The sequence below is a fragment of the Candidatus Poriferisodalis sp. genome, from assembly GCF_965208925.1.
Taxonomy (GTDB): Bacteria; Actinomycetota; Acidimicrobiia; order Acidimicrobiales; family Poriferisodalaceae; genus Poriferisodalis.
On the sequence record NZ_OZ242364.1, the window covers coordinates 454,137 to 477,069 of the forward strand.

15 protein-coding genes are annotated in these 22,933 nt (G+C 67.1%); 6 read left to right on the plus strand and 9 right to left on the minus strand.

The genetic code is table 11. The features are described from left to right. Window positions 1-84 precede the first annotated feature (84 nt). From ACOGI5_RS01885 to ACOGI5_RS01895, 3 genes are all read right to left on the minus strand, one after another. Window positions 85-1,260 carry an aminotransferase class V-fold PLP-dependent enzyme gene (locus tag ACOGI5_RS01885; RefSeq protein ID WP_419862775.1) on the minus strand — a complete coding sequence of 392 codons (1,176 nt, stop codon included), beginning with the start codon at window positions 1,258-1,260 and terminating at the stop codon, window positions 85-87. A 74-nt stretch (window positions 1,261-1,334) separates the two neighbouring features. Beyond that, the gene (locus tag ACOGI5_RS01890; RefSeq protein ID WP_419862776.1) at window positions 1,335-1,580 is read right to left on the minus strand and encodes a hypothetical protein; all 246 of its coding nucleotides are present in this window, start codon (window positions 1,578-1,580) and stop codon (window positions 1,335-1,337) included. Next, on the minus strand, window positions 1,577-1,855 hold the full coding sequence (locus ACOGI5_RS01895) for a DUF3467 domain-containing protein (protein ID WP_419862777.1): 279 nt from the start codon (window positions 1,853-1,855) through the stop codon (window positions 1,577-1,579). Before ACOGI5_RS01895 ends, ACOGI5_RS01890 begins: the two co-directional genes overlap by 4 nt. 388 nt (window positions 1,856-2,243) lie before the next feature. Here ACOGI5_RS01895 and ACOGI5_RS01900 point away from each other — a divergent pair, with 388 nt between their 5' ends. From ACOGI5_RS01900 to ACOGI5_RS01915, 4 genes are all read left to right on the plus strand, one after another. Further along, the gene (locus tag ACOGI5_RS01900) at window positions 2,244-5,669 is read left to right on the plus strand and encodes a pyruvate carboxylase (RefSeq protein WP_419862778.1); all 3,426 of its coding nucleotides are present in this window, start codon (window positions 2,244-2,246) and stop codon (window positions 5,667-5,669) included. 78 nt (window positions 5,670-5,747) lie between these two features. Then, entirely contained in the window at window positions 5,748-7,046 is a 1,299-nt protein-coding gene (locus tag ACOGI5_RS01905) for an aromatic ring-hydroxylating oxygenase subunit alpha (RefSeq protein ID WP_419862779.1), read from the plus strand. A gap of 38 nt (window positions 7,047-7,084) precedes the next feature. Then, window positions 7,085-9,805, plus strand: coding sequence for a GcvT family protein (locus ACOGI5_RS01910; protein WP_419862780.1), 2,721 nt, complete (start codon window positions 7,085-7,087; stop codon window positions 9,803-9,805). 280 nt (window positions 9,806-10,085) lie between these two features. Further along, window positions 10,086-10,976, plus strand: coding sequence for a LysR family transcriptional regulator (locus tag ACOGI5_RS01915; protein WP_419862781.1), 891 nt, complete (start codon window positions 10,086-10,088; stop codon window positions 10,974-10,976). Between the two features lie 28 nt (window positions 10,977-11,004). Here the strand turns inward: ACOGI5_RS01915 and ACOGI5_RS01920 are convergent, their stop codons facing one another. After that, window positions 11,005-12,213, minus strand: coding sequence for an acyl-CoA dehydrogenase family protein (locus ACOGI5_RS01920; protein ID WP_419862782.1), 1,209 nt, complete (start codon window positions 12,211-12,213; stop codon window positions 11,005-11,007). A 155-nt stretch (window positions 12,214-12,368) separates the two neighbouring features. Here ACOGI5_RS01920 and ACOGI5_RS01925 point away from each other — a divergent pair, with 155 nt between their 5' ends. Next, entirely contained in the window at window positions 12,369-13,667 is a 1,299-nt protein-coding gene (locus tag ACOGI5_RS01925; protein ID WP_419862783.1) for an acetyl-CoA hydrolase/transferase family protein, read from the plus strand. Here ACOGI5_RS01925 and ACOGI5_RS01930 read toward each other — a convergent pair. Continuing rightward, on the minus strand, window positions 13,664-14,551 hold the full coding sequence (locus ACOGI5_RS01930; RefSeq protein ID WP_419862784.1) for an SDR family NAD(P)-dependent oxidoreductase: 888 nt from the start codon (window positions 14,549-14,551) through the stop codon (window positions 13,664-13,666). The genes ACOGI5_RS01925 and ACOGI5_RS01930 overlap by 4 nt on opposite strands. Before the next feature lie 166 nt (window positions 14,552-14,717). On the opposite strand from ACOGI5_RS01930, the gene ACOGI5_RS01935 reads away from it, so the two are divergent. Further along, window positions 14,718-15,932 (plus strand): amidohydrolase family protein, encoded by a 1,215-nt coding sequence (locus ACOGI5_RS01935; RefSeq protein ID WP_419862785.1) that lies wholly within the window; start codon window positions 14,718-14,720, stop codon window positions 15,930-15,932. Between the two features lie 51 nt (window positions 15,933-15,983). On the opposite strand, the gene ACOGI5_RS01940 is transcribed toward ACOGI5_RS01935, so the two are convergent. The 4 genes from ACOGI5_RS01940 to ACOGI5_RS01955 are packed head-to-tail and all read right to left on the minus strand — an operon-like array spanning window position 15,984 to window position 22,906. Continuing rightward, window positions 15,984-17,393 (minus strand): phytoene desaturase family protein, encoded by a 1,410-nt coding sequence (locus ACOGI5_RS01940; RefSeq protein WP_419862786.1) that lies wholly within the window; start codon window positions 17,391-17,393, stop codon window positions 15,984-15,986. Window positions 17,394-17,397: 4 nt separating this feature from the next. Then, the gene (locus ACOGI5_RS01945; protein WP_419862787.1) at window positions 17,398-19,272 is read right to left on the minus strand and encodes a DUF3556 domain-containing protein; all 1,875 of its coding nucleotides are present in this window, start codon (window positions 19,270-19,272) and stop codon (window positions 17,398-17,400) included. Window positions 19,273-19,277: 5 nt separating this feature from the next. Then, entirely contained in the window at window positions 19,278-20,168 is an 891-nt protein-coding gene (locus ACOGI5_RS01950; protein WP_419862788.1) for an ABC transporter ATP-binding protein, read from the minus strand. Then, window positions 20,165-22,906: an ABC transporter permease subunit gene (locus ACOGI5_RS01955; RefSeq protein ID WP_419862789.1), complete on the minus strand. Its 2,742-nt coding sequence runs from the start codon at window positions 22,904-22,906 to the stop codon at window positions 20,165-20,167. Before ACOGI5_RS01955 ends, ACOGI5_RS01950 begins: the two co-directional genes overlap by 4 nt. Window positions 22,907-22,933 lie beyond the last annotated feature (27 nt).

Sequence of the window (22,933 nt, forward strand, 5' to 3'; positions counted from 1 at the left end):
TACGCCGTACGCCCCACGATCCTGCCACTCCGACCCCGACGCTGCTGAGCCGACCCACCGCAGCCGGCTAGCCGGCGTGCTGGGCTATCCCGCGCGCAACTCCCCCACGAGCGCTTTCGCAAGCAGGTCGTAGTCCTCGGGGCGGTTGTAGAGGTGGGCCGAGATCCGCAGCACGCGTTCGGGCGGCGCCGGCCAAGTGAACACCGGCACTTCGATGCCGTGGTGATCGCGCAGCGCCGCCATGAGCGGATCGAAGATGGCGGAACCCGAGTTGTCCGCGGCAGGCAGCGGCACGCTGGCAATGGCGCCGATCATGTCGTCAGGCGCGGGAGCCTCGATCTCGAGCGCCTCGATGAGCTTGCGTCGGCCCTCCAGGCACAGCTCGCGGATCGTCGTCTTGACGCCGGACCAGCCTTCGGGATGCATCGCCTCGACGGCGGCCAATGCATCAGGCACGGTCAGCCAAGAGCTGGGGTCATGGGTGCCCGTCCAATCGAACTGAGCATGCAGATGGCCGCCGCCGGACGGCCAGCCGCCGTTGTACCCATGGCTGATGACCGAGTGGTGCATGCCATCGCGCCGGTCCGGCCGTACCCACAGGAATGCAGCGCCCTTGGCGGAGCACATCCACTTGTGGCAGTTCGCGGTGACGTAGGAGACGCCCAGCTGCGTCACGTCGAAGTCGATCATGCCGGGAGCGTGGGCCGCGTCGACCAGCACCCGAACGTCGGGTTCAAGCTGCGCTGCGAGCTCGGCGATCGGCATGACCAGACCCGTTGCGGAGGTCACCGCGTCGATCAGCAGAACACGCGTGCGGTCGGTGACAGCGCCGAGCACCGCATCGACCACCTCGCCGCAGTCTTCGAGCGGAAACGGCACCGGTGCAGTCGTCACGACAGCACCCGCCCGCGATGCCGAGACCACTGCCGCGTTGGCGCAGGCGTTGTACTCGTGATCAGTCACCAGAATCTCATCGTCAGGCGAGAGGCTCGGCTCCAGCGAGCGCAGCACCGCGTTGACCCCAGCCGTGGCGTTGGTCACGAACACCAGCCCCGCCTCGTCGGCACCGACGAAGCGCGCGACGACTCGTCGGACCTCGTCGAGTGACGCCTGGTACTCGCCCTCCAAGAAGAAGCGGGTCGGGTTGGCCTCGATGCGGCTGCGGATGGCCTGCTGTGCCTCAAGCACAGACGCAGGAGTAGCGCCGAACGAGCCGTGATTGAGATGGATCGCCTCAGGGTCCAGGAGCCACGCAGTCACGGAGGGCACGCTACGGCGCGATTGGACGCTTGAGGAGGGAAGTCCCGATCCTTCGGAGATTCTTGAAGACGCAGCTACGCCGTCTCGCGGCGGTCTTGTTCTCGGCGCTCGCGTTCAAGCGCACGAAGACGCTCGCGTTCATACCGCTCGTACCGGTCAGCCCGTTCCTCGATCTCCTGCCAGAGGGCATCCCACTCTTCGCGGGTAGGCGGCTTCTGGTCCGCAGGCGTGAATTCCGAAGCAGGCACGGTGAAGTGGCGCGGGGCCCTTCTGCCGGCCACGCGCCGGGGGTGCCTCGGCTCGCCGGAATCGGTGGTCATGACGCCTCCATCGGCGGAGGTGTGAGCCGACGGTGCTCCACCTCGTAGTCGCCGACTCCATTCGACATCGTCTGGACAATACCGAACATTGCTGTGGATGGAATCCTGACGCGGGCGACGATGAGCTGCGATTCGGTGTCAGGAATCGGGTGAAGCCAAGGTGCCAGAAAGTCCACGGTGAACTCGTGGCGCGTATGCCAGACCCGCGCGTCGTTGGCATAGACGCCGCCACTCGGCACGTGCTCATCGAATACGAAGTCGGGCTCAGCTGCCATGCGGGGCACGATAGATCAGCATCGCCAGTATTTTTCAATCAATTTCAATGATCGTCACTGTCACAGAAAACGCAGCGGGCAAGAGCAAACCTGAGGAGGGCGTCGCCGGATGGGCGAACACGAAGGCATGGTTGTGCCCGACCACCGGACGATCAAGGTCGCGCAACTGCAAGCCAGGTGCCGGCCGATATCGCTTCCGACTGGTACACGCAACGAAAGTGTGGGCGCCTTCCGCACTCATCGGCTGACACCCAGGCTGCGCATGCCCCAGTCGACCTCGCTCTCGACACGGCGAATCTAAGGTGATCACCAACGGCGGCGCCGGCGTACGCACGCCCGGAGCTTTCCGGGGAGACCTCCTGCCGACGGTGTCATCAAACCGGAGATCATGATGAAGAAGCTGCTGGTAGCGAACCGGGGCGAGATCGCTATCCGGGCCTTCCGGGCGGCAACCCAGCTCGGCATCCGGACGGTCGCGATCCTGCCCGTCGAGGAAGAGCGCAGCGGCGCGCTGCACCGCATCAAGGCCGACGAGGCCTACGTCATCGGCGAAGAGGGCCGACCCGTGCGTGCCTACCTCGATCATGAAGTCATCGTGGCCAAGGCAGTCGAGGTCGGCGCCGACGCCATCTACCCCGGCTACGGATTCCTGTCCGAGAGCCCGGACCTCGCCGACGCGTGTGCCGCAGCGGGCGTGACCTTCGTGGGGCCCAGCGCTGAGGTGCTGCGGCTGACCGGCAACAAGATGCGGGCACGTGAGGCCGCCGAAGCCGCCGGCCTGCCCGTGCTGGCACAGTCGGCGCCGATCGACGACGACGCTGCTGATGCCGACATCACCGGCGCGGCGTCGGCGATCGGCTACCCGCTGTTCGTGAAGGCGGCATCGGGCGGCGGCGGCCGGGGCATGCGGCGCGTGGAACGCCCCGACGGCCTGGCCGAAGCGATCGAGGCCGCCCGCCGCGAGGCCCACAGCGCCTTCGGCGACGGCACGGTGTTCCTGGAAGAGGCCATGACCGATGTGCGCCATATCGAGGCGCAGGTGCTGGCGGATGCCGGCGGCAACGTGGTGCACCTATTCGAGCGGGACTGCTCGGTGCAGCGGCGCTTCCAGAAGGTGGTCGAGATGGCCCCCGCACGCATGCTTGACCCCTCAGTGCGCCAGAGACTGCTGGCCGACGCCGTGCAATTCGCCGAGGCCATCGGCTACGTCAATGCGGGCACCGTGGAATTCCTCGTCGAGGCGGGCGAGCGTCATGTCTTCATCGAGATGAACCCGCGCATCCAGGTGGAGCACACGGTGACCGAGGAAGTGACCGATGTGGACTTGGTGGAGTCGCAGCTGCGCATCGCCGCCGGCGCGACGCTCGACGATCTCATGCTCAGCCAGGACCGCATCAGCCTGCGCGGTGTCGCCATGCAGTGCCGGGTGACTGCGGAGAATCCGGCCAACGACTTCCGGCCCGACACCGGGCGCATCGTCGCCTACCGGCCTGCCAGCGGGGCGGGGGTGCGGTTGGACGGCTGCGTGTACCAAGGCGTCGAGATCACGCCGCACTTCGACTCGATGATCGAGAAGATCACCTGCCGGGGGCCCGACTTCGACACGGTGGTGCGTCGCATGCAGCGTACGCTGGCCGAGTACCGGGTGCGGGGGGTGTCGACCAACCAGCCGTACCTGCAGGCAATCCTGGCCGACACGCAATTCCGGGCCGGGCCGATCACCACCACATTCATCGACGACCGGCCGGAGCTGACGGCTGCCTCGGTGGGTGCCGATCGCGCCACCCGGCTGCTGCGCTACCTGGCCGACGTGACCGTCCACCAGCCCCACGGTGCCGCGCCGACGCGCACCGATCCGGCCTCCAAGCTGCGGGCCACCGCCGGCACGCCGCCTGCGGGATCGAAGCAGCGTCTCGACCAGCTCGGCCCGTCGAGTTTCGCGGCCGATCTGCGTGCATCGACCGGCGTGGCGGTCACCGACACCACGCTGCGCGATGCCCACCAGTCCATCCTGGCCACCCGGCTGCGCACCATCGATCTGGTCGCCGGTGCCCGCCAGATGGCCCACTTCACGCCGCAACTGCTCAGCATGGAGTGCTGGGGCGGCGCCACGTTCGACGTGGCGCTGCGGTTCCTGCACGAGGATCCCTGGCAGCGGCTGCGGCGGATTCGGCGCGCGGCACCCAACATCTGCACGCAGATGCTGCTGCGGGGCCGCAACACCGTCGGATACTCGCCCTACCCCGACACGGTTGCGCACGAGTTCGTGGCCGAGGCCGCCGAGTGCGGGATGGACGTCTTCCGTGTGTTCGACGCGTTCAACTCCATCGATCAGATGCGACCCGCCATCGAGGCCGTGATCGCCGCAGGGGCGGTCGCCGAGGGCACCATCTGCTATTCGGGCAACCTCACGAGCCCCGACGAGCGTCTCTACACGCTCGACTACTACCTGGGCGTCGCCGAGCAGCTCGACCGGGCGGGAGCGCACATCCTGTGCATCAAGGACATGGCGGGCCTGCTGCGGCCGCCTGCCGCTGCGACGCTGGTCAGCGCTCTGCGCGACCGTTTTCCCCAGCCGGTGCACCTGCACACCCACGACACGGGCGGCGGGCAGCTCGCTGCCTACCTCGCTGCCATCGATGCCGGTGTGGACGCCATCGACGGCGCCGCCCCGCCGCTGTCGGGCATGACCTCGCAGCCGTCGATCGCCTCGATCGTGGCCATGACCGACGACACCGAACGGGCGACGGGCCTCAGCCTCGACGCCATCGGCGACATGGAGCCCTATTGGGAAGCGGTGCGCGGCGTCTACGCACCATTCGAGGCCGGCTTGCCGTCGCCGACCGGCACCGTCTACCGCCACGAGATTCCCGGCGGGCAGCTCTCCAACCTGCGCACCCAGGCCACTGCGCTCGGCCTCGGGCACCGGTTCGAGGAAGTCGAGCAGCTCTATGCCGCGTGCAACGAGCTGCTGGGCCGTCCCATCAAGGTGACACCGTCGTCCAAGGTGGTCGGCGACCTGGCACTGCACCTGGTGGCCTCGGGCGTCACGCCCGATGAGCTGGCTGCCGATCCCGCATCGGCCGATCTGCCCGACAGCGTCATCGGCTTCCTTCACGGCGAGCTCGGCACACCGCCCGGGGGCTTCCCGGAGCCGTTCCGCGCCCAAGCGACCGAGGGCCGCGAGTGGGTGCCCAAGACCAAGGAGCTCAGCGACGATGACACGGCGGGCTTGGCGACTGATCGCGCCGCCACGCTGAACCGCTTGCTGTTCCCCACCCAGTCGGCCGCTCAGGACGAGAACACGCATCGCTACGGCGACCTGTCGGTGCTGCCCTCGCTGCTGTTCTGGTACGGGCTGGACGCTCACGACGACGACACCGCGGTGGTGCTCGGCCCAGGCGTGCGCCTGCTGCTGGGCCTTCGGTCCATCGGCGAGCCCAACGACGAGGGCATTCGCCTGGTGAGCTTCCGGGTCAACGGCCAGCCCCGGGACATCGACACGCTCGATCGCACGGTGGCCGCAGATCGGCCGGAGCACGCCCGGGCAGATCCCAGCATTCCCGGTCACGTCGCAGCGCCCTTCCGGGGCTCGGTGAATGTGTCGGTGGTCGAGGGCGATCAGGTGGCTGCCGGCGAGACGATTGCGGTGATCGAGGCCATGAAGATGGAATCGTCGATCTCGGCACCGGTGACGGGCACCGTCATCTCGATCACCGCTGCGTCGGGCGCGCTGCTCGAACCCGGTGACCTCATTGCGGAGATCCGGCCCGCCGGGCGTTCTGGAAGCCCCGAGACCGAACACAACACCTGACCGCTCCACGCTGAGGAATTCGGCTCAGTGTCCGCGCACTAGTGTTCGGAGCAGGAGCCCAAGGGGTAGAACGGCGACATGGCGGCAGACAGGACACAGCCGGCAGCTGACTGGACACAGCCGGAGGCTCGGTTCTGGGCTCCCCAACGCAGCGCAGTCCACGCATCCTTCGCCATGCAGCCGGCGGTGTACGCCGATGAAGGCTTCTTCGCGGCCGAGCAAGAACGTCTGTTCGGCCGAGCGTGGGTTGCGGTGGCCCTTGCTGAAGAGGTGGCGCGGCCGGGACGACTGCTCGTGCGCTCGGTGGGCGGACGTTCGATTCTGCTGACCCGATCCGACGCTGGGCTGCGCGGCTTTCTGAATTCCTGCCGTCACCGCGGCACCGAGCTGGCCGAACACGATTGCGACATCGCGAACACGATCCGCTGCCCGTACCACCGATGGCACTACGGCGCTGACGGGCAGCTCGTCGCCGCGCCGCTGTTCGACGAAGTGCCCCGAGACGACTTTGATCTGGCCGACTACGGGCTGATCCGGGTGCGCACCGAGGTCTGGGGCCCGCTGGTGTTTGTCTGTCTCGATGACGACACTCCGCCGCTCGAGACGTGGCTCGGCGATCTGCCCGACAGGTTCGCTGCCTACGGGTTCTCCGAGTGGCGCTCGGGCGGGCTCGACGGGGTCGCGCGAACGTTTGACGTGGCGGCCAACTGGAAGCTCATCGTTGAGAACTTCGCGGAGTACTACCACCTTCCCTGGGTGCACCCGGAACTGGCCAAGGTGTCGCGGGTCCCCGACCACTACCGCTACCAGGGTCCGGGCATGTACTGCGGCCAGACCACTACCCCCGTGTCGGGCGATGAGCGCGACGACTGGCTGACGCTGCCGTCCGCAGCCGGACTCGACGATTCCGATGCCGCAAGCGGCAGGTTCGTGGCGCTGTTCCCCAACGTGACGCTCGCAGTGCTGCCGAGCCACATGTTCCTGATGGTGCTTCAGCCGCTTGCCGCGAATCGCACCCTCGAACACTGCACCTTCCTGTTCCCGCCTGGCCCGATGACTGCCGGCAAGCCGTCGGCTGAGCTGCACACGTCGTTCGAGATCACGCGCCGCTTCTGGATCGAGGTGAACGACGAGGACATCGACATCTGCGAGCGGGCTCAGCGCGGCATCTCGCTGGGCGGCGCACCTCCCGGACCGCTGGCCCCCCGCTTCGAGGAACCGCTCAACCGCTTCCACAAGATGACTGCCGACCTCATGACGCTCCCCTCCGCTGCCGACTTGACGGTGCCGGCAGGCGACCGTCCCGGAGGCGTCGACCTCTTCGGCAGCAAGCCGAATCCCCTGCCGCCAGCTGTAGAACGCGACGCTGTGACCTAGTCGATGCAAGCTGCGCCAGCCTGCGAGACTGCACAGCCGTGACCGATCGAGTGCAGGCCGTCGTCATCGGCGGCGGCGTCGTAGGCGCCTCAGTGCTGTATCACCTGACCCGCGCGGGCTGGACCGATCTCGTGCTGCTCGAACGCGCCGACCTGACTGCGGGTTCGACCTGGCATGCAGCCGGCGGCATTCATCCCATCAATGCCGACCCGACCGTCGCAAAGCTGCAGAAGTACACCATCGAGCTGTACCGCGAGATCGAGGCTGAATCCGGTCAGGACTGCGGCATCCACATGACCGGTGCGATCTTCCTGGCAGACACGCCCGAACGTCTCGACTGGCTGCAGATGACCGACGCGCGAGGCAAGTACCTCGGCATCGACTCCGAGATGATCCCGGTCGACGAAGCCGCCCGGCTCCTGCCGATCATCGACCCAGACCAGTTCGTGGGCGCGATGCTCGACGCCGAGCACGGTCACGTCGATCCCAGCGGCGTGACCTATGCATACGCCAGGGCCGCGACGGCAGCCGGCGCGGTGATCCGCCGTCACACCTGGGCTCGTCGCATCGAGCAAACGCCTGACGGTGCGTGGCGCATCGGGCTGTACGACACGTCACGCGGCGACCTGGCCGGCGCTGCACAGGCTGAGGGCGACGACGGCTGCGACGACTGGATCGAGGCAACCCACGTGGTGAACGCCGGTGGGCTCTGGGCGCGCGAAGTAGGCCGCATGGTGGGCGTGGAGTTGCCGGTGCTCGCGATGGAGCACTCCTACGTGATCACCGAACCTCTCGACGACGTGATCTCCCACAACGAACGCACCGGCGAAGAGCTCATGGGTTCCATCGACTTCGGCGGTGAGATCTACACGCGCCAGGAGGGTCAAGGCCTGCTGGTCGGCACCTACGACCAGGCGGCGGTGGCATGGCAGCGCCGCCAGACGCCGTGGGACTTCGAGCGGCGCCTGCTGACGCCCGATCTCGAGCGGATCGCACCGTCGCTGGACACTGCGTTCAGGCACTTCCCCGTGCTGGGCGATGCCGGCATCGCCCGAGTGGTCAACGGCCCGTTCACCTTCTCGCCCGACGGGAATCCGCTCGTCGGACCCATCCGGGGCTTGCCGAACTTTTGGTCGGCCTGCGGCGTGCTTGCCGGGCTTTGCCAAGGCGGAGGTGTGGGCCTCGCGCTGTCCAACTGGATGACGACCGGCGATCCCGGATTCGACGTCTGGGCGATGGATCTCGCCCGATTCGGCGATTGGGCCACCCGGCCCTACACCGCCGCCAAAGTGCGCGAGAACTACCGGCGACGCTTCAGCATCGCCTTCCCGAACGAATTCCTTCCCGAGGGGCGCCCGCTGGCGACCACCTCCATCTACGAACCGCAGCGTGCGGCCGGGGCCGTCTTCGGCGATGTCTACGGCTTGGAAGTGCCGCTGTGGTTCGCTCCTGAGGCCGGGGCGGTCGAGGACGTCACGTTCGGGCGATCCAATGCCTGGCCCCACGTGCGCGAGGAAGTCCGCGCTGTCCGCAATGACGTCGGGCTCATGGAGACATCGGGATTCGCCAAGTTCCTGGTGGAAGGGCCAGGTGCCCGTGCATGGCTCAAGCATCTGCTGGCGGGCAGGCTGCCGCGGCCAGGCCGGATCGCGCTCGCGCCGATGTGCAACGAGGCAGGCAACCTCACGGGCGATCTCACCGTCGCCTGCCTGCCGCCGGCCACTGGCACGCCTGACGGCCCAGTGCAGGCGGTGACCGGCGGCGCCACCGGCAACGCCGCGACCAGCGAACGATTCATCGTTTTCGGCTCGGGCATCGCTGAGCGCTACTACGAGCGTTGGTTCGAAGCGGACCTGGCTCGATGGAAGAGCACAGCGCCGCATGGAGCGACGTCATCAGACACAGCGCCGCATGGAGCGACGTCATCAGACACAGCGCCGCATGGAGCGACGTCATCAGACACGGCGTCTCGCGCACCCGTCTGGTACAGAACGCTCGGCGCCGAACTGTGCGGCGTGGCCATTGCGGGGCCGAAGTCGAGAGATCTCCTGTCAGAGGTGACCGACGCTGATGTCTCCGATGAGGCGATGCGTTTCGGCAGCTTCACCGCTCTCGATGTGGGCTGGGCACGGGCCTGGTGCGGCCGGCTGAGTTACACCGGAGATCTCGGGTACGAGTTGTGGACCGATGCCAGCTATCTGCATCACGTCTTCGATCTGCTCATGACGCATGGCCGCGCTCACGGGCTGCGGCTGTTCGGCTTGGCGGCCTTGAACTCGCTTCGACTGGACAAGAGCTTCGGCAGCTGGGCACGCGAGTACCGGCCTACCTACGATCCATTCGAAGCTGCCCTGGGTCGCTTCGTCCGCTTCACGAGAGCCGACGACGACGGTTCCGACTTTGTCGGTCGGGCAGCCCTCATTGACAAGTACGGGCCTGGCGGAGCATCGGGCAGCGGCGGAGGTGTCCGCGGCGGAGCGATGTCGCTGTGCACATGGACCTTCGACGGGCCGATCAACGAATCAGGATTCGATGCGGCTGGTGACGAGCCCGTCTACTGCGATGGAGAACCGCTCGGTTGGGTGACCTCGGGCGGATTCGCTCACCACAGCAATGTGTCCGTCGCTATGGGCTATGTACCCGTCGAATTCGCACACAACGATGTGGACTTTGGGATCGAAATCGTGGGCGAACGGCGCGCAGCCCGCCTCATCGATGACTGCCTCTGGGATCCAGCCGGCGAGGCCATGCGCCGCTGAGCCCAGCTCATCGCACATTCCTGCCCAGATGCACACGATTCCAGGGGCTGGAGGACGTGCAATTAAGTCGATAATTGTATGAATATTTCTCAATAGTATGGCGAAGTATATTGAGAAATACACCGCATAAATTTGGTGATAACCGACGGTATTTCATGAGCCAATCGGATTGATTGACCTCCCGAGGAAGTACGCTTGCTCCTTTCCACTTCTTGTAAACATCGGGAAGAGATATAGATCAAATGTCGGCGATGTCGTAGTTATGTCCTCGCGTTTGGAAATGCATCATTACGAGACCATCGTGGCGGTGTCGGAAACCGGCTCAGTGACCGCAGCAGCCGGCCGACTTCATGTCAGCCAGTCTGCGGTGAGCCATCGCTTGGCCGAGGCCGAGCGACGTCTCGGTGGACGCCTGTTCGAGCGCCGACCGTCTCGCGGCATGCAGCCCACGCCTGCGGCGCTGGCGCTGTGCCAAGCCGCTCACCGCGCGATGCCGGATCTGGCACGGGCCGAACAGGACTTCATGCGCAGCGTCGGCGGGACGACCGCCACAGTCCGGATCGGCGTCGGCTCATACGACTGTTACCACTGGCTGGCGCCATTTGCGGCGGCGTGCAGCGACCGGCTGGAAGGACTGCTCCTCGAACTGGTGGTCGTGGGCGACATGCCAGTGCCGCGACTCGCCGACGGGACGGCCGACCTCGTGCTCGCTCCCGGACCGGCACCGGGAGCGCGTGACGCAATCCACCTGTTCACCGATGAGCTGGTGCTGATCACACACCCCGAGCACCGTCTCGCCAGCCGGACCTGGATCGGGCCCGAAGCGATTGCCGAAGAGAATTACTTCACCTACAACCGGCAGCCGTCACCTGGCTTCGAGTACGAGCGCTTCGTGCGCCCTGCGGGCCTGTCGCCTCGAACGATTACCGTGCTCGAGCAGACCGGCGCAATCGCCGAGATGATCGCAGCTGACTTTGGAGTATCCATTCTCAGCCGGTGGGCGATGTCACCATGGATCGACTCCGGGCGGCTCGTCGCTGTGCGCTGCGGTCGTTCCGGACTTGACCTGGAGTGGTCGGCCCTCACGCGTGTCGAGACAGACGACGACGCACCTGAGCGGCAGGTCGCCGATGCCATCGTCGATTGGCTCGGCGACTTGAGCAACAGCTGAGCCAAGCCGGTCAGACTGACCGCCAAGCTCAGTCGAGCAGCGACCTGCTGATCACAACGTCCTGGATCTCGGTGGCCCCGTCGACGTAGTGCGTCAAGCGAGAGGCGGCAAGGTGCCGTGGCAGTGGATGGTCGCGCCGGCCGCCCACCGCACCCATCACCTGCATGCAGTCCGCCAAGCCTCGCTCGGCAACGCGGGTGGCGAACTTCTTGGCGTGCGCTGCGTGGACTGCCGCGGGGCGGCCTTCGGCCACCGCCAGCGCCGCCCGGTAGGCGAGCAGGCGGGCAGCCTCCAGATCGGTCGCCACATCAGCCAGCCTGAAGCGCACGCCTTGCAGGTCGGCGATGCGCCCGCCGAATGCCTGCCGCTTGCGGACGTAGTCGATGGCGGTGGCGAGACCGGTGCGCATCATGCCGCAGCACATTGCCGCTACCAGTACCCGGGCGATGTCGATGCCCTCCATGGCGGCAACAAACCCTTCGCCGAGCGGCACCATGACATCGGCGTCGGACACCCGGCACTCGTTGAAGCGGATCTCATTGGTGCCGATGCCGTGGGCGCCGATGAGCTCGTAGCCGTCGGTCCGCTCGATGCCGTCGGTGCTGCCGTCGACGAGAAACGTCATGATGCCCCGGTGTCCCGCTGCGGGATCGGCCTGCGCGTATACCGACATCACGTCGGCCGCCGTGCCGTTGCTGACCCACGCCTTGCGGCCGTCGATGACCCACTCGTCGCCGTCTCGACGTGCCGCCGTGGTGATCTTGGCGGCATCGCTGCCGACGCCCGGCTCGGTCAGCAGGAAAGCGCCGAGCCGTTCGCCGGAGACCAACGGCCCCAGTGCCCGCTCCCGCATCTGCGCAGGGGCGCGCCTGCTCACCGCGCCCGCCAGATTGTTGTGGCAGACGAGCACGAATGCGATGGCGAAATCGGCCGCGGCCACCTCTTCGAGCACCCGTGCCAACCCGACTTGGCTCAGCCCCGAGCCGCCGTCGGCAACCGGCACGAGCAACCCGCACAATCGCTCGTCGCCGGCGCTCGCAAACGCCTCAGCCGCGAAGCGGCGTTCACGCTCCCAGGATTCGGCGTGCGGCGCAACCGCCGAGCTGGCCCATGCCGCCGCCCGATCCACCACCGCCTGGTCCGGCGCGCTCACCGCAGCGTCGACCACCTCGGGCATCAGTTCGTGTGCCAGCTCCGTCGGGGGCATGGCGTCAAAGTCGATCGCGGCAGAGGTCATGGCCCGAATCTTGCCATTCGCACGCCCCGCACATCCCGGAGCGGGCGGTGCGACCTGTCAGGCGGGGCCGGCGGTCAGCGGCGCCAGGCCGGGTCGCCGTACAGTTCGCCAACCATCGGCGACCGGGCCACCGAATGCCGAGAAGGGCTGCCGAGATGAGTCCAGAGCGCCCCCGCAGGGGCAACGGCAATCGTGCCGGCGTCCAACTCGGCATCGACGAAGCAATCGAACGCATCGGCCGCAGGGCTCGTGTCTATGTGGCGCAGGGCTCAGCCACGCCATTCGGCTTACTGGCGGCGATCGACGCCGCACACGATCGCTTCGCGGAGCTCGAGTTCGTCAGCGCTTTCCTGCTGGATCGGCCCGCACCGCTGGACCATCTCGGCAACCCGTTCCGCTGGACGTCGCTCCAGCCCAGCGGAGCTCTCCGCGACGCCCTCGACAGCCCCCATTTCGGCGTGGTCCCAGCCCGCTACTCGGACATCACCGGCCTCGTTGGACCCGGCGGCGGCCTGGAGGCCCACATTCTGCTCTGCCAGGCCAGCCCGCCTGACGCAGACGGCCGCATGAGTCTCGGCACGGGCATCGGCGGTCACGTCGACCTCCTGCGATCCACTCCGCTGGTGATCGCGCAGGTGAACCCTCAGATGCCCTACGTGCACGGCGAGGGGGAATGCCATCGCACAGACTTTGACGGTCTCGTCGAGATCGACGAACCGCTGCCCGAGCTGGCACCCGCCGTGGTCGATGAGACCGCGGCGGCTATTGCGGCCCACGTCGGCCAATTCATCGGCGACGGGGCGACGCTGCAGTTCGGGATCGGCTCCATCCCCGATGCGGTGCTCTCCAGCCTGACCGACCGCCGGCATCTCGGCCTGCACGGCGGCATGATCAACGACGCCTGCATCGAACTCATCGACAGCGGCGCAGTGGACAACCGTCACAAGGGACCGGTCGGCGACGGCGTGAGCGTCGCCGCAGAGGTGATGGGCACGCGCCGCCTCTACGACTGGGTCGACGACAATCCGGCGGTGCAGCTCGTGAACGGCGCGTTGAGCCACGGCATCGAGGGCATCGCCCAAATCCGCAACTTCGTGGCACTGCAGTCGACCGTGCAGATGGCCCTAGACGGCTCCGCCAACTCCGAAATGATCGCGGGCCGCTACATCTCTGGTCCCGGCGGGGCGCCCGACTTCGCATTCGGCGCCTGCGTAGCGACCGGCGGCCGGTCCATCGTCGCCATGCCGTCCACCGCAGCCAGCGGACGCATCTCGCGCATCGTGGCCCAGCTCGAGCCAGGAGCCCCCACGACACTCCCGGCCTACACAGCCGACATAGTCGCCACCGAGTACGGCGCCGTAGAACTACGCGGCCGCTCGCTAGAAGAACGGGCGAACCTGCTCACCTCGATAGCCCACCCAGACTTCCGCAACGACCTCAGCCGGCAGACCTAAAGGCGACGAACAGTCGCGGCCTGGCCAGTGGTGCCGTACGCCATGCCCGCCATGCGGTGCAGGTTCCGGGTGTTGTGCATGCGCCCATGGATGCGCGGTCCAGCAGCGAGCATGGCGCCGTCGACCACGAGTTGCTGGCCGCTCACGAACTTGCTCTCGTCGCTGGCCAGGAACAGCGCCATGGACGCGATGTCGGTGCCCTCGCCCCGATCCGGCCACGGCTGCATCTCCGACATGACCTCCTCAGCTTGGGCTTCGTTTCCGCTGTGCATCAACGGCGTGAAGATGAGACCCGGGCAGATGGCGTTGACGCGAATGCGGTGGGGCGCCAGTTCCAGTCCGGTGGTCTGCGCCAGGCTGATCACCGCCGCCTTGGCCGCCGAATACGCCTGCGGCCCGGCACCGCCGCCGACCCCGGCGATCGATGCGGTGTTGATGATGGAGCCGCCGGTGCCCTGCGGGATCATGACCCGCGCCGCGTGCTTGGTGCCCAGCATCACCGAGCGCACCAGGATGGCGAAGGTCTCGTCCCAAGCATCGGCGTCCAGCTCGGTGATCGGGCCGAACGCCCCGCCGATGCCCGCGTTGTTGAACACCACGTCCAGCTGGCCGAAGGCCTCGACTGCCAGCTCGGTCATCGCGGCCACGTCATCCTCCACCGCCACATCGGTGCGCGTGAATCGAGCGCGATCGCCCAAGCCTGCGCCGGTCAGCTCGTCCATGAATGCATGCCCAGCGTCGATGTTGAGGTCGCCGATCACGACCGAGGCGCCTTCTGCCAGGAATAGCTCGACCGTCGACCGTCCCATGCCGCTCGCCCCGCCGGTAATCACCGCAGCCTTGCCAGCGAGCCGTCCCCCGGAGCTGCCACTGCTCTCACTCATCGTGCTGTCCTCCCGTGCTGTCGAAATGTGACGCCGCGATTGTCGCCTATGTGACGTTGCCGCGCCCCGACATCGCCGCGCAGCTGCGGTGCGGCGCCCTTCCGCTGACGCGAGAGCCGCGACGTGAGAGAATCCGAACGGGCACCAAGGTTCACCGGGGGGAATCATGACTACGACCGTTCAGCGACAGCTCGCCAGCGACGGCGGGCAGCGTCACATGCACGAGGTGCACAAGATCGCCCATGCCGGCGCAGTGGACGCCGACGGCCACATCCTCGAGCCCCCCGACCTGTGGGAGGAGTACCTCGAGGACCGCTACAAGGACCGGGCGCTGCGCATCGAGATCGAGCCCGAGCGCGGTCTCGAAGTGCTCATGATCGACAATCAGCGCAGCAAGCTGGCCCGCCCCGGCATGGTCTCGACGCTGGGCGCCATGGGCGCTCCCGATCTGCCCGACATCATGTTCAACCCGGATCGCACCTACGTCGGCGAGATCCCCTTCGGTGCCATGGATCCCCACCAGCGGATCGAGCTGCTCGATGCTGAAGGCCTCGACATCGCGGTGTTGCTGCCGACGGTGGGTCTGCTGTGGGAAGCCGAGCTCGAAGATGCCGAGCTGAGCCAGGCCTATACGCGCGCCTACAACCGCTGGATCTGCGAGTTCTGCCGGGACCACTCCGACCGGCTCATTCCCGTCGCCCACATCTCGATGACCGACCCGGTGGCCGCTGCGGCCGAGCTGCGGCGCTCGGTGGCCGACGGCGCACGCGGATGCTTCGTGGCACCGTTCACGCACAGCACCCGCCCGCTCGGTCACCCCGACCACGACCCGGTGTACGAGGCGGCGCAAGATCTTGGCGTGCCGTTCGCCATCCATCCCACGTTCGAGCCTCAGTGGACCAAGGGCACCCGCATGGGCACCTGGGAGCACGTGCGCGAGCTGCGTCTGACGGCGTCGATGACGGCATCGGACGGGGTGCGGCACCAGTTCGTGTCGCTGTTCGACTACGGCGTGTTCGAGCGGTTTCCCCATCTGAAGGTGCTGGTGCTCGAATCGGGCGGCGGCTGGCTCGGCTACTGCCTCGACCGCATCGATGCGGTGTTCGGGCACACCTATACCGGCACCCGGGTGCCGCTCGAGATGAAGCCCAGCGAGTACTTCATGCGACAGGTGTGGATCTCGTGCGATCCCGACGAGCGCTCCATACCGGCCTTGGCGAAGCGTTACGGGCACGACCGGTTCATGTGGGCCAGCGACTTCCCCCACGCCGACCACACGCCCGAGTACGTGCTCGATCTCGACGAGCTCGTCGACATGTTCCCCGCCGAGTGGCGGCGGGCCTTCATCGGCGACAACGCCCGCCAAGTCTTCGACCTGTAGGAGCTGCGCGGGCAGGTGCGCCCGCAGTCGAGACGGCGGGGCCGGCAGCGATCAGAGCGCGGCCAGCGCTCGGGTGGCGGCATTGACGCCGCACAGGCCGTGTGCGCCCGCTCCGGGTGGCGTCGACGCTGAGCACAGGTAGGTGCCCGGGATGCCGGTGAAGTAGGGATCGCGGACAACTCGGGGGCGGAACAGCAGCTGGAGGGGCGAGGAAGCGCCGCTCAGTATGTCGCCGCCGACGAAATTCGGGTTGTAGACCGACATCTCGGTCGCCGAGCGCACCGCGGTTCCCACCACCCGCTCCGAGAACCCGGGAGCGAAGCGCTCGATCTGGGCGATGATCGCCTCGGTGGCGTCGCCGGTGTAGCCGTGCGGGACGTGGGCGTAGGTCCACAGCGGGTGGACGTTGCCGACCGAGCGGGAAGGGTCGGCCAGGTACTGCTGGCCGACCAGCACGAACGGCCGCTCAGGCATCCGGCCGCGATGGACTGCCAGTTCGCCGTCGAACACCTCGCGCGCATCCCCGCCGAGATGCACGGTGCCGGCGTCGCGGGCGGCCAGCGCCCGCCACGGCACATCGCCCTCGATCGCGAAGTCCACCTTGAACGCCCCAGGGCCGTGACGGAACCGCCGGTAGGCACGGGCGACTCGGCGCGGCAGCCGGTCGCCCAAGATGTCGGCGGCGATCGACGGCGACACATCGAGCAGCAGCAAGTCAGCCGGCGCCAGCTCGGCGGCCGAGCCGACCCGAACCCCGGTCTCGACCCGCCCCCCGTGTGCTGTCACGTCGGCTACCAGCGCGTCCGCGATCGCCTGCGAGCCGCCCTCAGCGACGACCCAGCCGTACTGGTGTCCTGCGGCCAGGATCATCAGGCCGACCGCGCTGGACATGGGGCTGTCCAAACGCCAGAACGCGTGTGCAGCAACGCCTGCCCACAGCGCCCGAGCTTGCTCGCTGCGCCAGAAGCGGCCCACAACGGTGGCGGGCGTCGCGGACACAGCCCCGAACCGGGCGGTCAGCAGCGGATGGCGTGGCACCCGCAGCAGCGGCTGCGTGATGTCCTCGAACAGCGCATCGAGATCAGCCGTCAGCGCCTCGAAGAGTCGGCGCCAACGAGCACCGTCGCCGCCGAGCCCCGCTGCTGTTTGGTCGATGGACTGGTACAGCAGGCCGGCCGAGCCGTCGTCGAGCGGATGCGCGCAGTCAACGACTGGCGCACACCACCGCAAGCCGAGCGCTTCGAGGTCGAGCCCGCGCAGAAACGGTGACGCCGCAGCTACCGGGTGCACAGCGGAGCACTGGTCGTGGATCAGGCCCGGCACGATGGCCTCGGCGCTGCGCGTGCCTCCTCCGATGGTGTCCGCCGCCTCCAGCACGGTCACGTCCACGCCTGCACGCGCCAGGTGGACCGCAGCGGCCAGCCCATTCGGCCCGCTGCCGACGACCGTCGCCGTCGTCACCGGGTCAGCCGGTGTCGGCTGGGGGCATCACGATGCCGTCGGCCGTCTGGCGGGGGATCAGCCAGGTTCCGTCGTGGTCGATGGACGGCACTGTGCGGGCATTGCCGGGATGCGGCACGCCCTGGGGCTCGTAGCCCTCCTTCCGCCACGTCACCGTGTGGGGGATCGGGCCGTCGGGCAGCCATGGCTGGGAGTTGTAGGCGTCGTCGTGGCGGTACCAGCCCTTCTCGACGGTCCCCAAGGCTGCGTCGATCACCCGGTACTGCACCCTGTTGGTGTACGCCGGCCGCGACTCGGTGAACACCGCTATCACATCGCCGGGCTCGTACTGGCACCGCTCCTGCCACGCCGCGATCAGCCGCTCGTCAAGGCAGTGCCCGTCGCCGAAGTTCCACCCCGTCAGCACGTTGCTCAAGAACTCGCCCTCGCGCTGGATGCGCTTGTCCAGGTCGTCGACGTGGCACATCAGGCCCGAGATGTGCATGCGGCCCATCGGGTGCATCATGCGGAACGCCACCGCCTTCTGAATGAAGATCTCCGAGATCTCAGGGCCGAACAGCGGCTCGAGCTGGTCGATCTGGTTGTCGGCGGACTTCACGATCTTGTCGTTGATCCGATCTTCAATCTCTTTGTTGCGCAGCGAGAACGTCGCCGCCGCCCAGTTGCCGGCGTACTGCTTCATGCCCACCAGGAAGCTCACGTACTGCGGGCGGAAGGCGCCGAGCACGATGGGCGACAGCGCCGCAACCAGCACCACGACCAGCAGCACCGGCTCCATGTCCCATACCGCGTAGCCGTTCCCGGTGTGGAAGTTCGCAAACAGGAACGCGACGCAGAAGATGAAGAACACGTTCCACTCGAGCGGAACCGCCAGCGGGAACGTCGAGATGATGAAGGTGTGCAGCATCCAGATGGACACGATGGCAATCCACGTCGCCCATCCCCACGGAGAGAACAGCAGCACCAACGGCATGATGAGCTCGCAGGTGGTTCCGCCGATATGGGCCAGCAAGTGCGTCGTTCGAGCCGGCCGGATGTCGCGGGGATAGTCCTTGACCGTCGCTTTGCGGAATCGGTCCCACACCACCCACGGCGTGTTCTGCACCATGATCGACACCGTCGAAGAGAACCCGTGCTGCAGCTTCGAGAAACCGGCGCCCATCCAGATGATGACGATGAAGACCTTGGCGGCGATGATCATGTCGACGAAGTTGCTGAACAGCGAGAAGCACAGCAGCGTGGGCACGTACTGCTCGGCCCGCGACGACAGGAAGATGATCTTGTCGCGCATGGCCATCAGCAGGATCAAGCCGCAGTAGATCAGCGTCGCCCACTGCGGCAAGATGCCGGTGCGGCCGTCGGGCAGCCCGTCCACCTGCTCGGGTGACAGCACCAGCAGCAGGATCAGGCTGGCCAGGATCAGCTTGTACAGCCCGGTGTCCCAGGGCGTGCGGCGATTGCCCTTGGTGAACGGCACATGGTTGGGGTACGGCGGCACTCGCAGGGTGTCGTTCTGCCACCAGTAGAGGATTCCCCCGATGGGCGGGTCGAAGTGGAAGGCCAGCGGGCCGCAGGTGGCCGCCAGTCCCGTGATCTCGAGCAGGATCGTCCAGATCATCAGCTTCTGGTAGAGGATCGGCTCGTCCCACCAGCCGCCGATGTCGTTGAATTCGAGCCCGGCGGTGAACGCGCCGGCCACGATCAGCCCGAACAGCGCGTACAGGAAGATCTTCCACGCATAGAACGTGCCGGTCTGCTTGGGCGTTCCGAATCCGTGCTCGACCCAGTGCAGCTGCAGCAGCTTCATCCGCTCGAAGAACGGGATCTTCGCAAACTCGTCGAGATCGACATCGGGCAGCTCAGCGGTGCGATACCCCATGGTGATTACCTCTTTCGGCGGACCATCGCCGCGTGTCGTCGTTGTCGTTCACGTTCGAAGTAGAAGTCGTCCTCGGCGGCGGTGCGGGTGGAGGCAAGCTTGCCGGACAGCCGTGTCAGCTCGCGCTCGCGCACCCGCAGGCGCCGCCACGCCTTCCTCTTGTTCTTGCGCCGCAGGCGCTCGATGTGGTCTTCCTCGGTCTCCGACGTGCCAGTCAGGTACGTCTCCTCGATCTCGTCGAGGCGGCTGAGGGCTTCGGCAGCGGGCAGTTCCAGCAGGATCTGGCCGCGTGCCATCAGGTACATCCGGTCAGAGACAGCCAGCGCCTTGCGTGCGTGCTGCTCGACGATCAGCGCGCCGGTGCCCGTGGTGTCGGCCACCTTGCGGACCGCTCCCAGCAGCCGATCGACAACGATCGGCGCCAGCCCGAGCGACAGCTCGTCGGCCAGCAGAATCGACGGTTGACGGCTGAGCGCCCGTGCCAGCGCAAGCATCTGCTGCTCGCCGCCCGACAGCATGCCGCCGCGTACCCCCAGCCGGGGCTCAAGCTCGGGGAACAGTTCCAGCGCTGCTTCCACCGAACCGCCGCCCACTCGCAGATTGTCGCGAGCCGACAGCTTGGTGAACACCAGGCGCTCCTCGGTCACCAGCCCGATTCCCCCGCGCCGGATGCGCTGGTACATGGGCGTGAACGTCGGCGTGTTGCCGAACATCACGATGCCGTCGACAGGCGTCAGCTCACCGGCGATGGTCAGCAGCGTGGTGGTCTTTCCGGCGCCATTCGGTCCGAGCAGGCAGACCACCTCGCCCTGGTGGACCTTCAGGTTCACTCCTTGGACGACCGCCCGATTGAGGTAACCGCACTTGAGGCTTCGCGTTTGCAGCAACGGCCTCATGCGCCACCCCCGGATGCCGGCTGTGGCTGCGGCGCGGCGGCCACAACACCATCGTCGGCCTCAGTTCCCAGATATGCGGCTACCACGGCTGGGTCGAGACGGATTTCCTCGGGGGTGCCGACGGCGATCTTGTTGCCGAAGTCCAGCACCACCACCTCGTCGCACACCTCGTTGACGAAGTTCATGTCGTGCTCGACCACCAGCACTGCCATGCCCCAGTCCTGGGCCAGGCGCCGAACCACCTCGGCCAGCTCCTCGCTCTCGGCGGTGCTCAGGCCGGCGGCCGGCTCGTCGAGGAGCAGCACGCTCGGGTGCATCGCGACCGCCCGGGCAATCGCCAGCAGACGGTGCTTTCCGTAGGAGAGGTCCTTCACGTCGCGGTGCAGGTCGCCGTCGAGCTGGAACTCGATGATCGCCCGCACGACCTCGGGCGGGAACGGAGGGCTCGACGGCGCCACCAGATCGCGCAGGTACGACCGCATGTCCTGAGGGTCGGCGGCAACGCTGATGTTCTCGAACACCGTCGCGTCCTCGAACAGCTCGAGCGTCTGGAACGAACGAGCAATGCCGTCGCGGGCACGCTTGGAGGGCGCCATGCGCGAGATGTCCTCGCCGTCGAGCACCACTCGACCCTCGGCCGGTGTGAAACCGCACACGGCGTCAATCAGCGACGTCTTGCCGGCGCCGTTCGGGCCGATCAGCCCCGTGATGGTGCCCGGCGTGAGGTTGAAGCTGACATCGTTGACCGCTACGACGGCCCCGTAGCGCACGGTCATGTTCTCGATGCTCAGCACGCGAGCCGGAACCTTCGACCGTTCGCTCCCAGCGGCGCTCGGATCGGAGACGTCTTCCAGCTCGATGAAGTAGGAGCGGCCCCACTTGCGGGCTCGCTTCACCAGCCTGAAGATCTTCACCCACTCGGCGGCGACACCGTCCTTGTAGCCCAACACCATGAGCAAGATGGCGATGCCGCTGATGAGCTGGGTCCAGCGGCCCACCCCGTCCCACGTCGATTCGAGCACTTCCTGGCTGAAGGCCGCGGTGGCCATGGTGGCGCCCACGAACGCACCGAGCAGGTGACCGACGCCGCCCACGATGGCCAACCCCACGAACAGAATCGAAGTGAGGTTGGTGAACGAGGTATAGCTGACCGAGGTCAGCCGGAATGCCAGCACGATCCCGCCCAGCGCCGCGATTGCCGAGCTGAGCGAGAAGGCGAACAGCTTCGCCTTGGGCACGTCGATGCCGAGCGCGGTCGCGGCGCGTTCGTTGGTTCTAATGGCGAGCAGGCGCCGCCCGCTGCGCCCGCGACGCACGTTCGACACCACCCACACCGCCAACAGCGCCATCGCCAGCACGAACATGCCGTAGCGCTCCGGGTAGCGAATGGAGCCGATGTCGAGGCCGAACAGCTCGGGGCTGCCCACCTGGGTGCCTTGCACGCCGCCGGTGTATTGGCGGTTGCGGAACAGCATCAGCTCGATGGTCGTGCCGAGTCCCAACGTGACAATTGCCAGATTGATGCCGCGCGTTCGCGCTGCCGGCAAGGCGAAGATGAATCCCAGCGGCACGGCGGCGGCGACGCCGATCACTAGCGCCAGCAGGAACGGGATGTCGAACACCGCAACGAGGCGTCCTGACACGTACGCGCCGAACCCCGCGATGGTGTACTGCGCCAGCGACAGCTGGCCCGCGTAGCCGGTCAGCAGCACGATCGACAGCAGCACGATCGAAACGCCCATGGTGACGGTGAGGGCGTCGATCCACTTGGCCTGCTTGGTGAGCATCAGGAACGCCACCGTGCCGATGCCGAAGATCGTCCAGTCCCACGACATGCGTCCGTTGCCGATCATCGGCAGCTCGCGCAAGAAGTAGTCCCGACTCGGCAGCGACCGACCCTTGAACACCAGCACGGCCACAATCACCAGGAAGGGCAGCGACTGCCCCAGCCCTTGCTGGTCGACGTAGCGGCCCACAAGTGTCTGACCGATGCCCAGCGCCAGGCCAGTGGCGGTGGCGATGGGGAACGACCGGAAGTCGCCCACCAGCGCCGCGGCCAAGGCTGCGAGCACCAGCGAGGTCATGGCCGTGACCTGCAGCGTGATGATGGGCACCACCAAGATGCCCGCAACCGCGGCGATGGCCGAGCCCAGCGCCCAGTTCTGGATGGCGATCGCATTCGGCGACAAGCCGATGGCCGAAGCGGCTCGCTCGCTCTCCGACACTGCCTCGGTGGCAAGGCCGAAATGGCTCCGTCGATACATCGCCCATAGCACCACGGCGAACACGCATGCCACTCCGAACAGGATCAGCCGGTCGACGGTGATGGCCACCTCGCCCCACAGCGTCACCCGGTTGGTGGGCAGCCAACTCGCCACCTGGCGAGCGTTGGAGCCATAGCGGATGACCACGCCGGCCTGGATCAAGATGAGCACGCCCAAGGTGGCGATGACGCGGATCAGCGTGCTGGCGCGACGCAGCGGCCGCATGATCACCCAGTGCGTGAGGGCGCCGAGCAGCGCGGACAGCGCGACGCCGGTCAGCGCCGCCAGCAGGAACGGCCAGCCAGCCCGATGTTGCAGCTCCCACTGCAGGAAGACGCCCGCTATTGCGGTTGCGCCAAGGGAGAAGTTCAGGACGCCGGTGCCGCGGTACACCACGATCAGGCCTTGGGAGGCCAGCGCATACAAGGCACCGACCCCGAAACCCAGCAGAGCGAAGCGAATGACCTCGTCCAATGGTTCCCCCGTGGCAGCGGCGCTAGG

Excerpts from the sequence above, each read along its gene's own strand:
- ACOGI5_RS01945 (WP_419862787.1), bottom strand. The coding sequence starts at position 19,272 with ATGGGGTATCGCACCGCTGAGCTGCCCGATGTCGATCTCGACGAGTTT.
- ACOGI5_RS01895 (WP_419862777.1), bottom strand. The coding sequence starts at position 1,855 with ATGGCAGCTGAGCCCGACTTCGTATTCGATGAGCACGTGCCGAGTGGC.
- ACOGI5_RS01930 (WP_419862784.1), bottom strand. The coding sequence starts at position 14,551 with ATGAGTGAGAGCAGTGGCAGCTCCGGGGGACGGCTCGCTGGCAAGGCT.
- ACOGI5_RS01920 (WP_419862782.1), bottom strand. The coding sequence starts at position 12,213 with ATGACCTCTGCCGCGATCGACTTTGACGCCATGCCCCCGACGGAGCTG.
- ACOGI5_RS01915 (WP_419862781.1), top strand. The coding sequence starts at position 10,086 with ATGCATCATTACGAGACCATCGTGGCGGTGTCGGAAACCGGCTCAGTG.
- ACOGI5_RS01900 (WP_419862778.1), top strand. The coding sequence starts at position 2,244 with ATGATGAAGAAGCTGCTGGTAGCGAACCGGGGCGAGATCGCTATCCGG.
- ACOGI5_RS01950 (WP_419862788.1), bottom strand. The coding sequence starts at position 20,168 with ATGAGGCCGTTGCTGCAAACGCGAAGCCTCAAGTGCGGTTACCTCAAT.
- ACOGI5_RS01905 (WP_419862779.1), top strand. The coding sequence starts at position 5,748 with ATGGCGGCAGACAGGACACAGCCGGCAGCTGACTGGACACAGCCGGAG.
- ACOGI5_RS01925 (WP_419862783.1), top strand. The coding sequence starts at position 12,369 with ATGAGTCCAGAGCGCCCCCGCAGGGGCAACGGCAATCGTGCCGGCGTC.
- ACOGI5_RS01890 (WP_419862776.1), bottom strand. The coding sequence starts at position 1,580 with ATGACCACCGATTCCGGCGAGCCGAGGCACCCCCGGCGCGTGGCCGGC.
- ACOGI5_RS01935 (WP_419862785.1), top strand. The coding sequence starts at position 14,718 with ATGACTACGACCGTTCAGCGACAGCTCGCCAGCGACGGCGGGCAGCGT.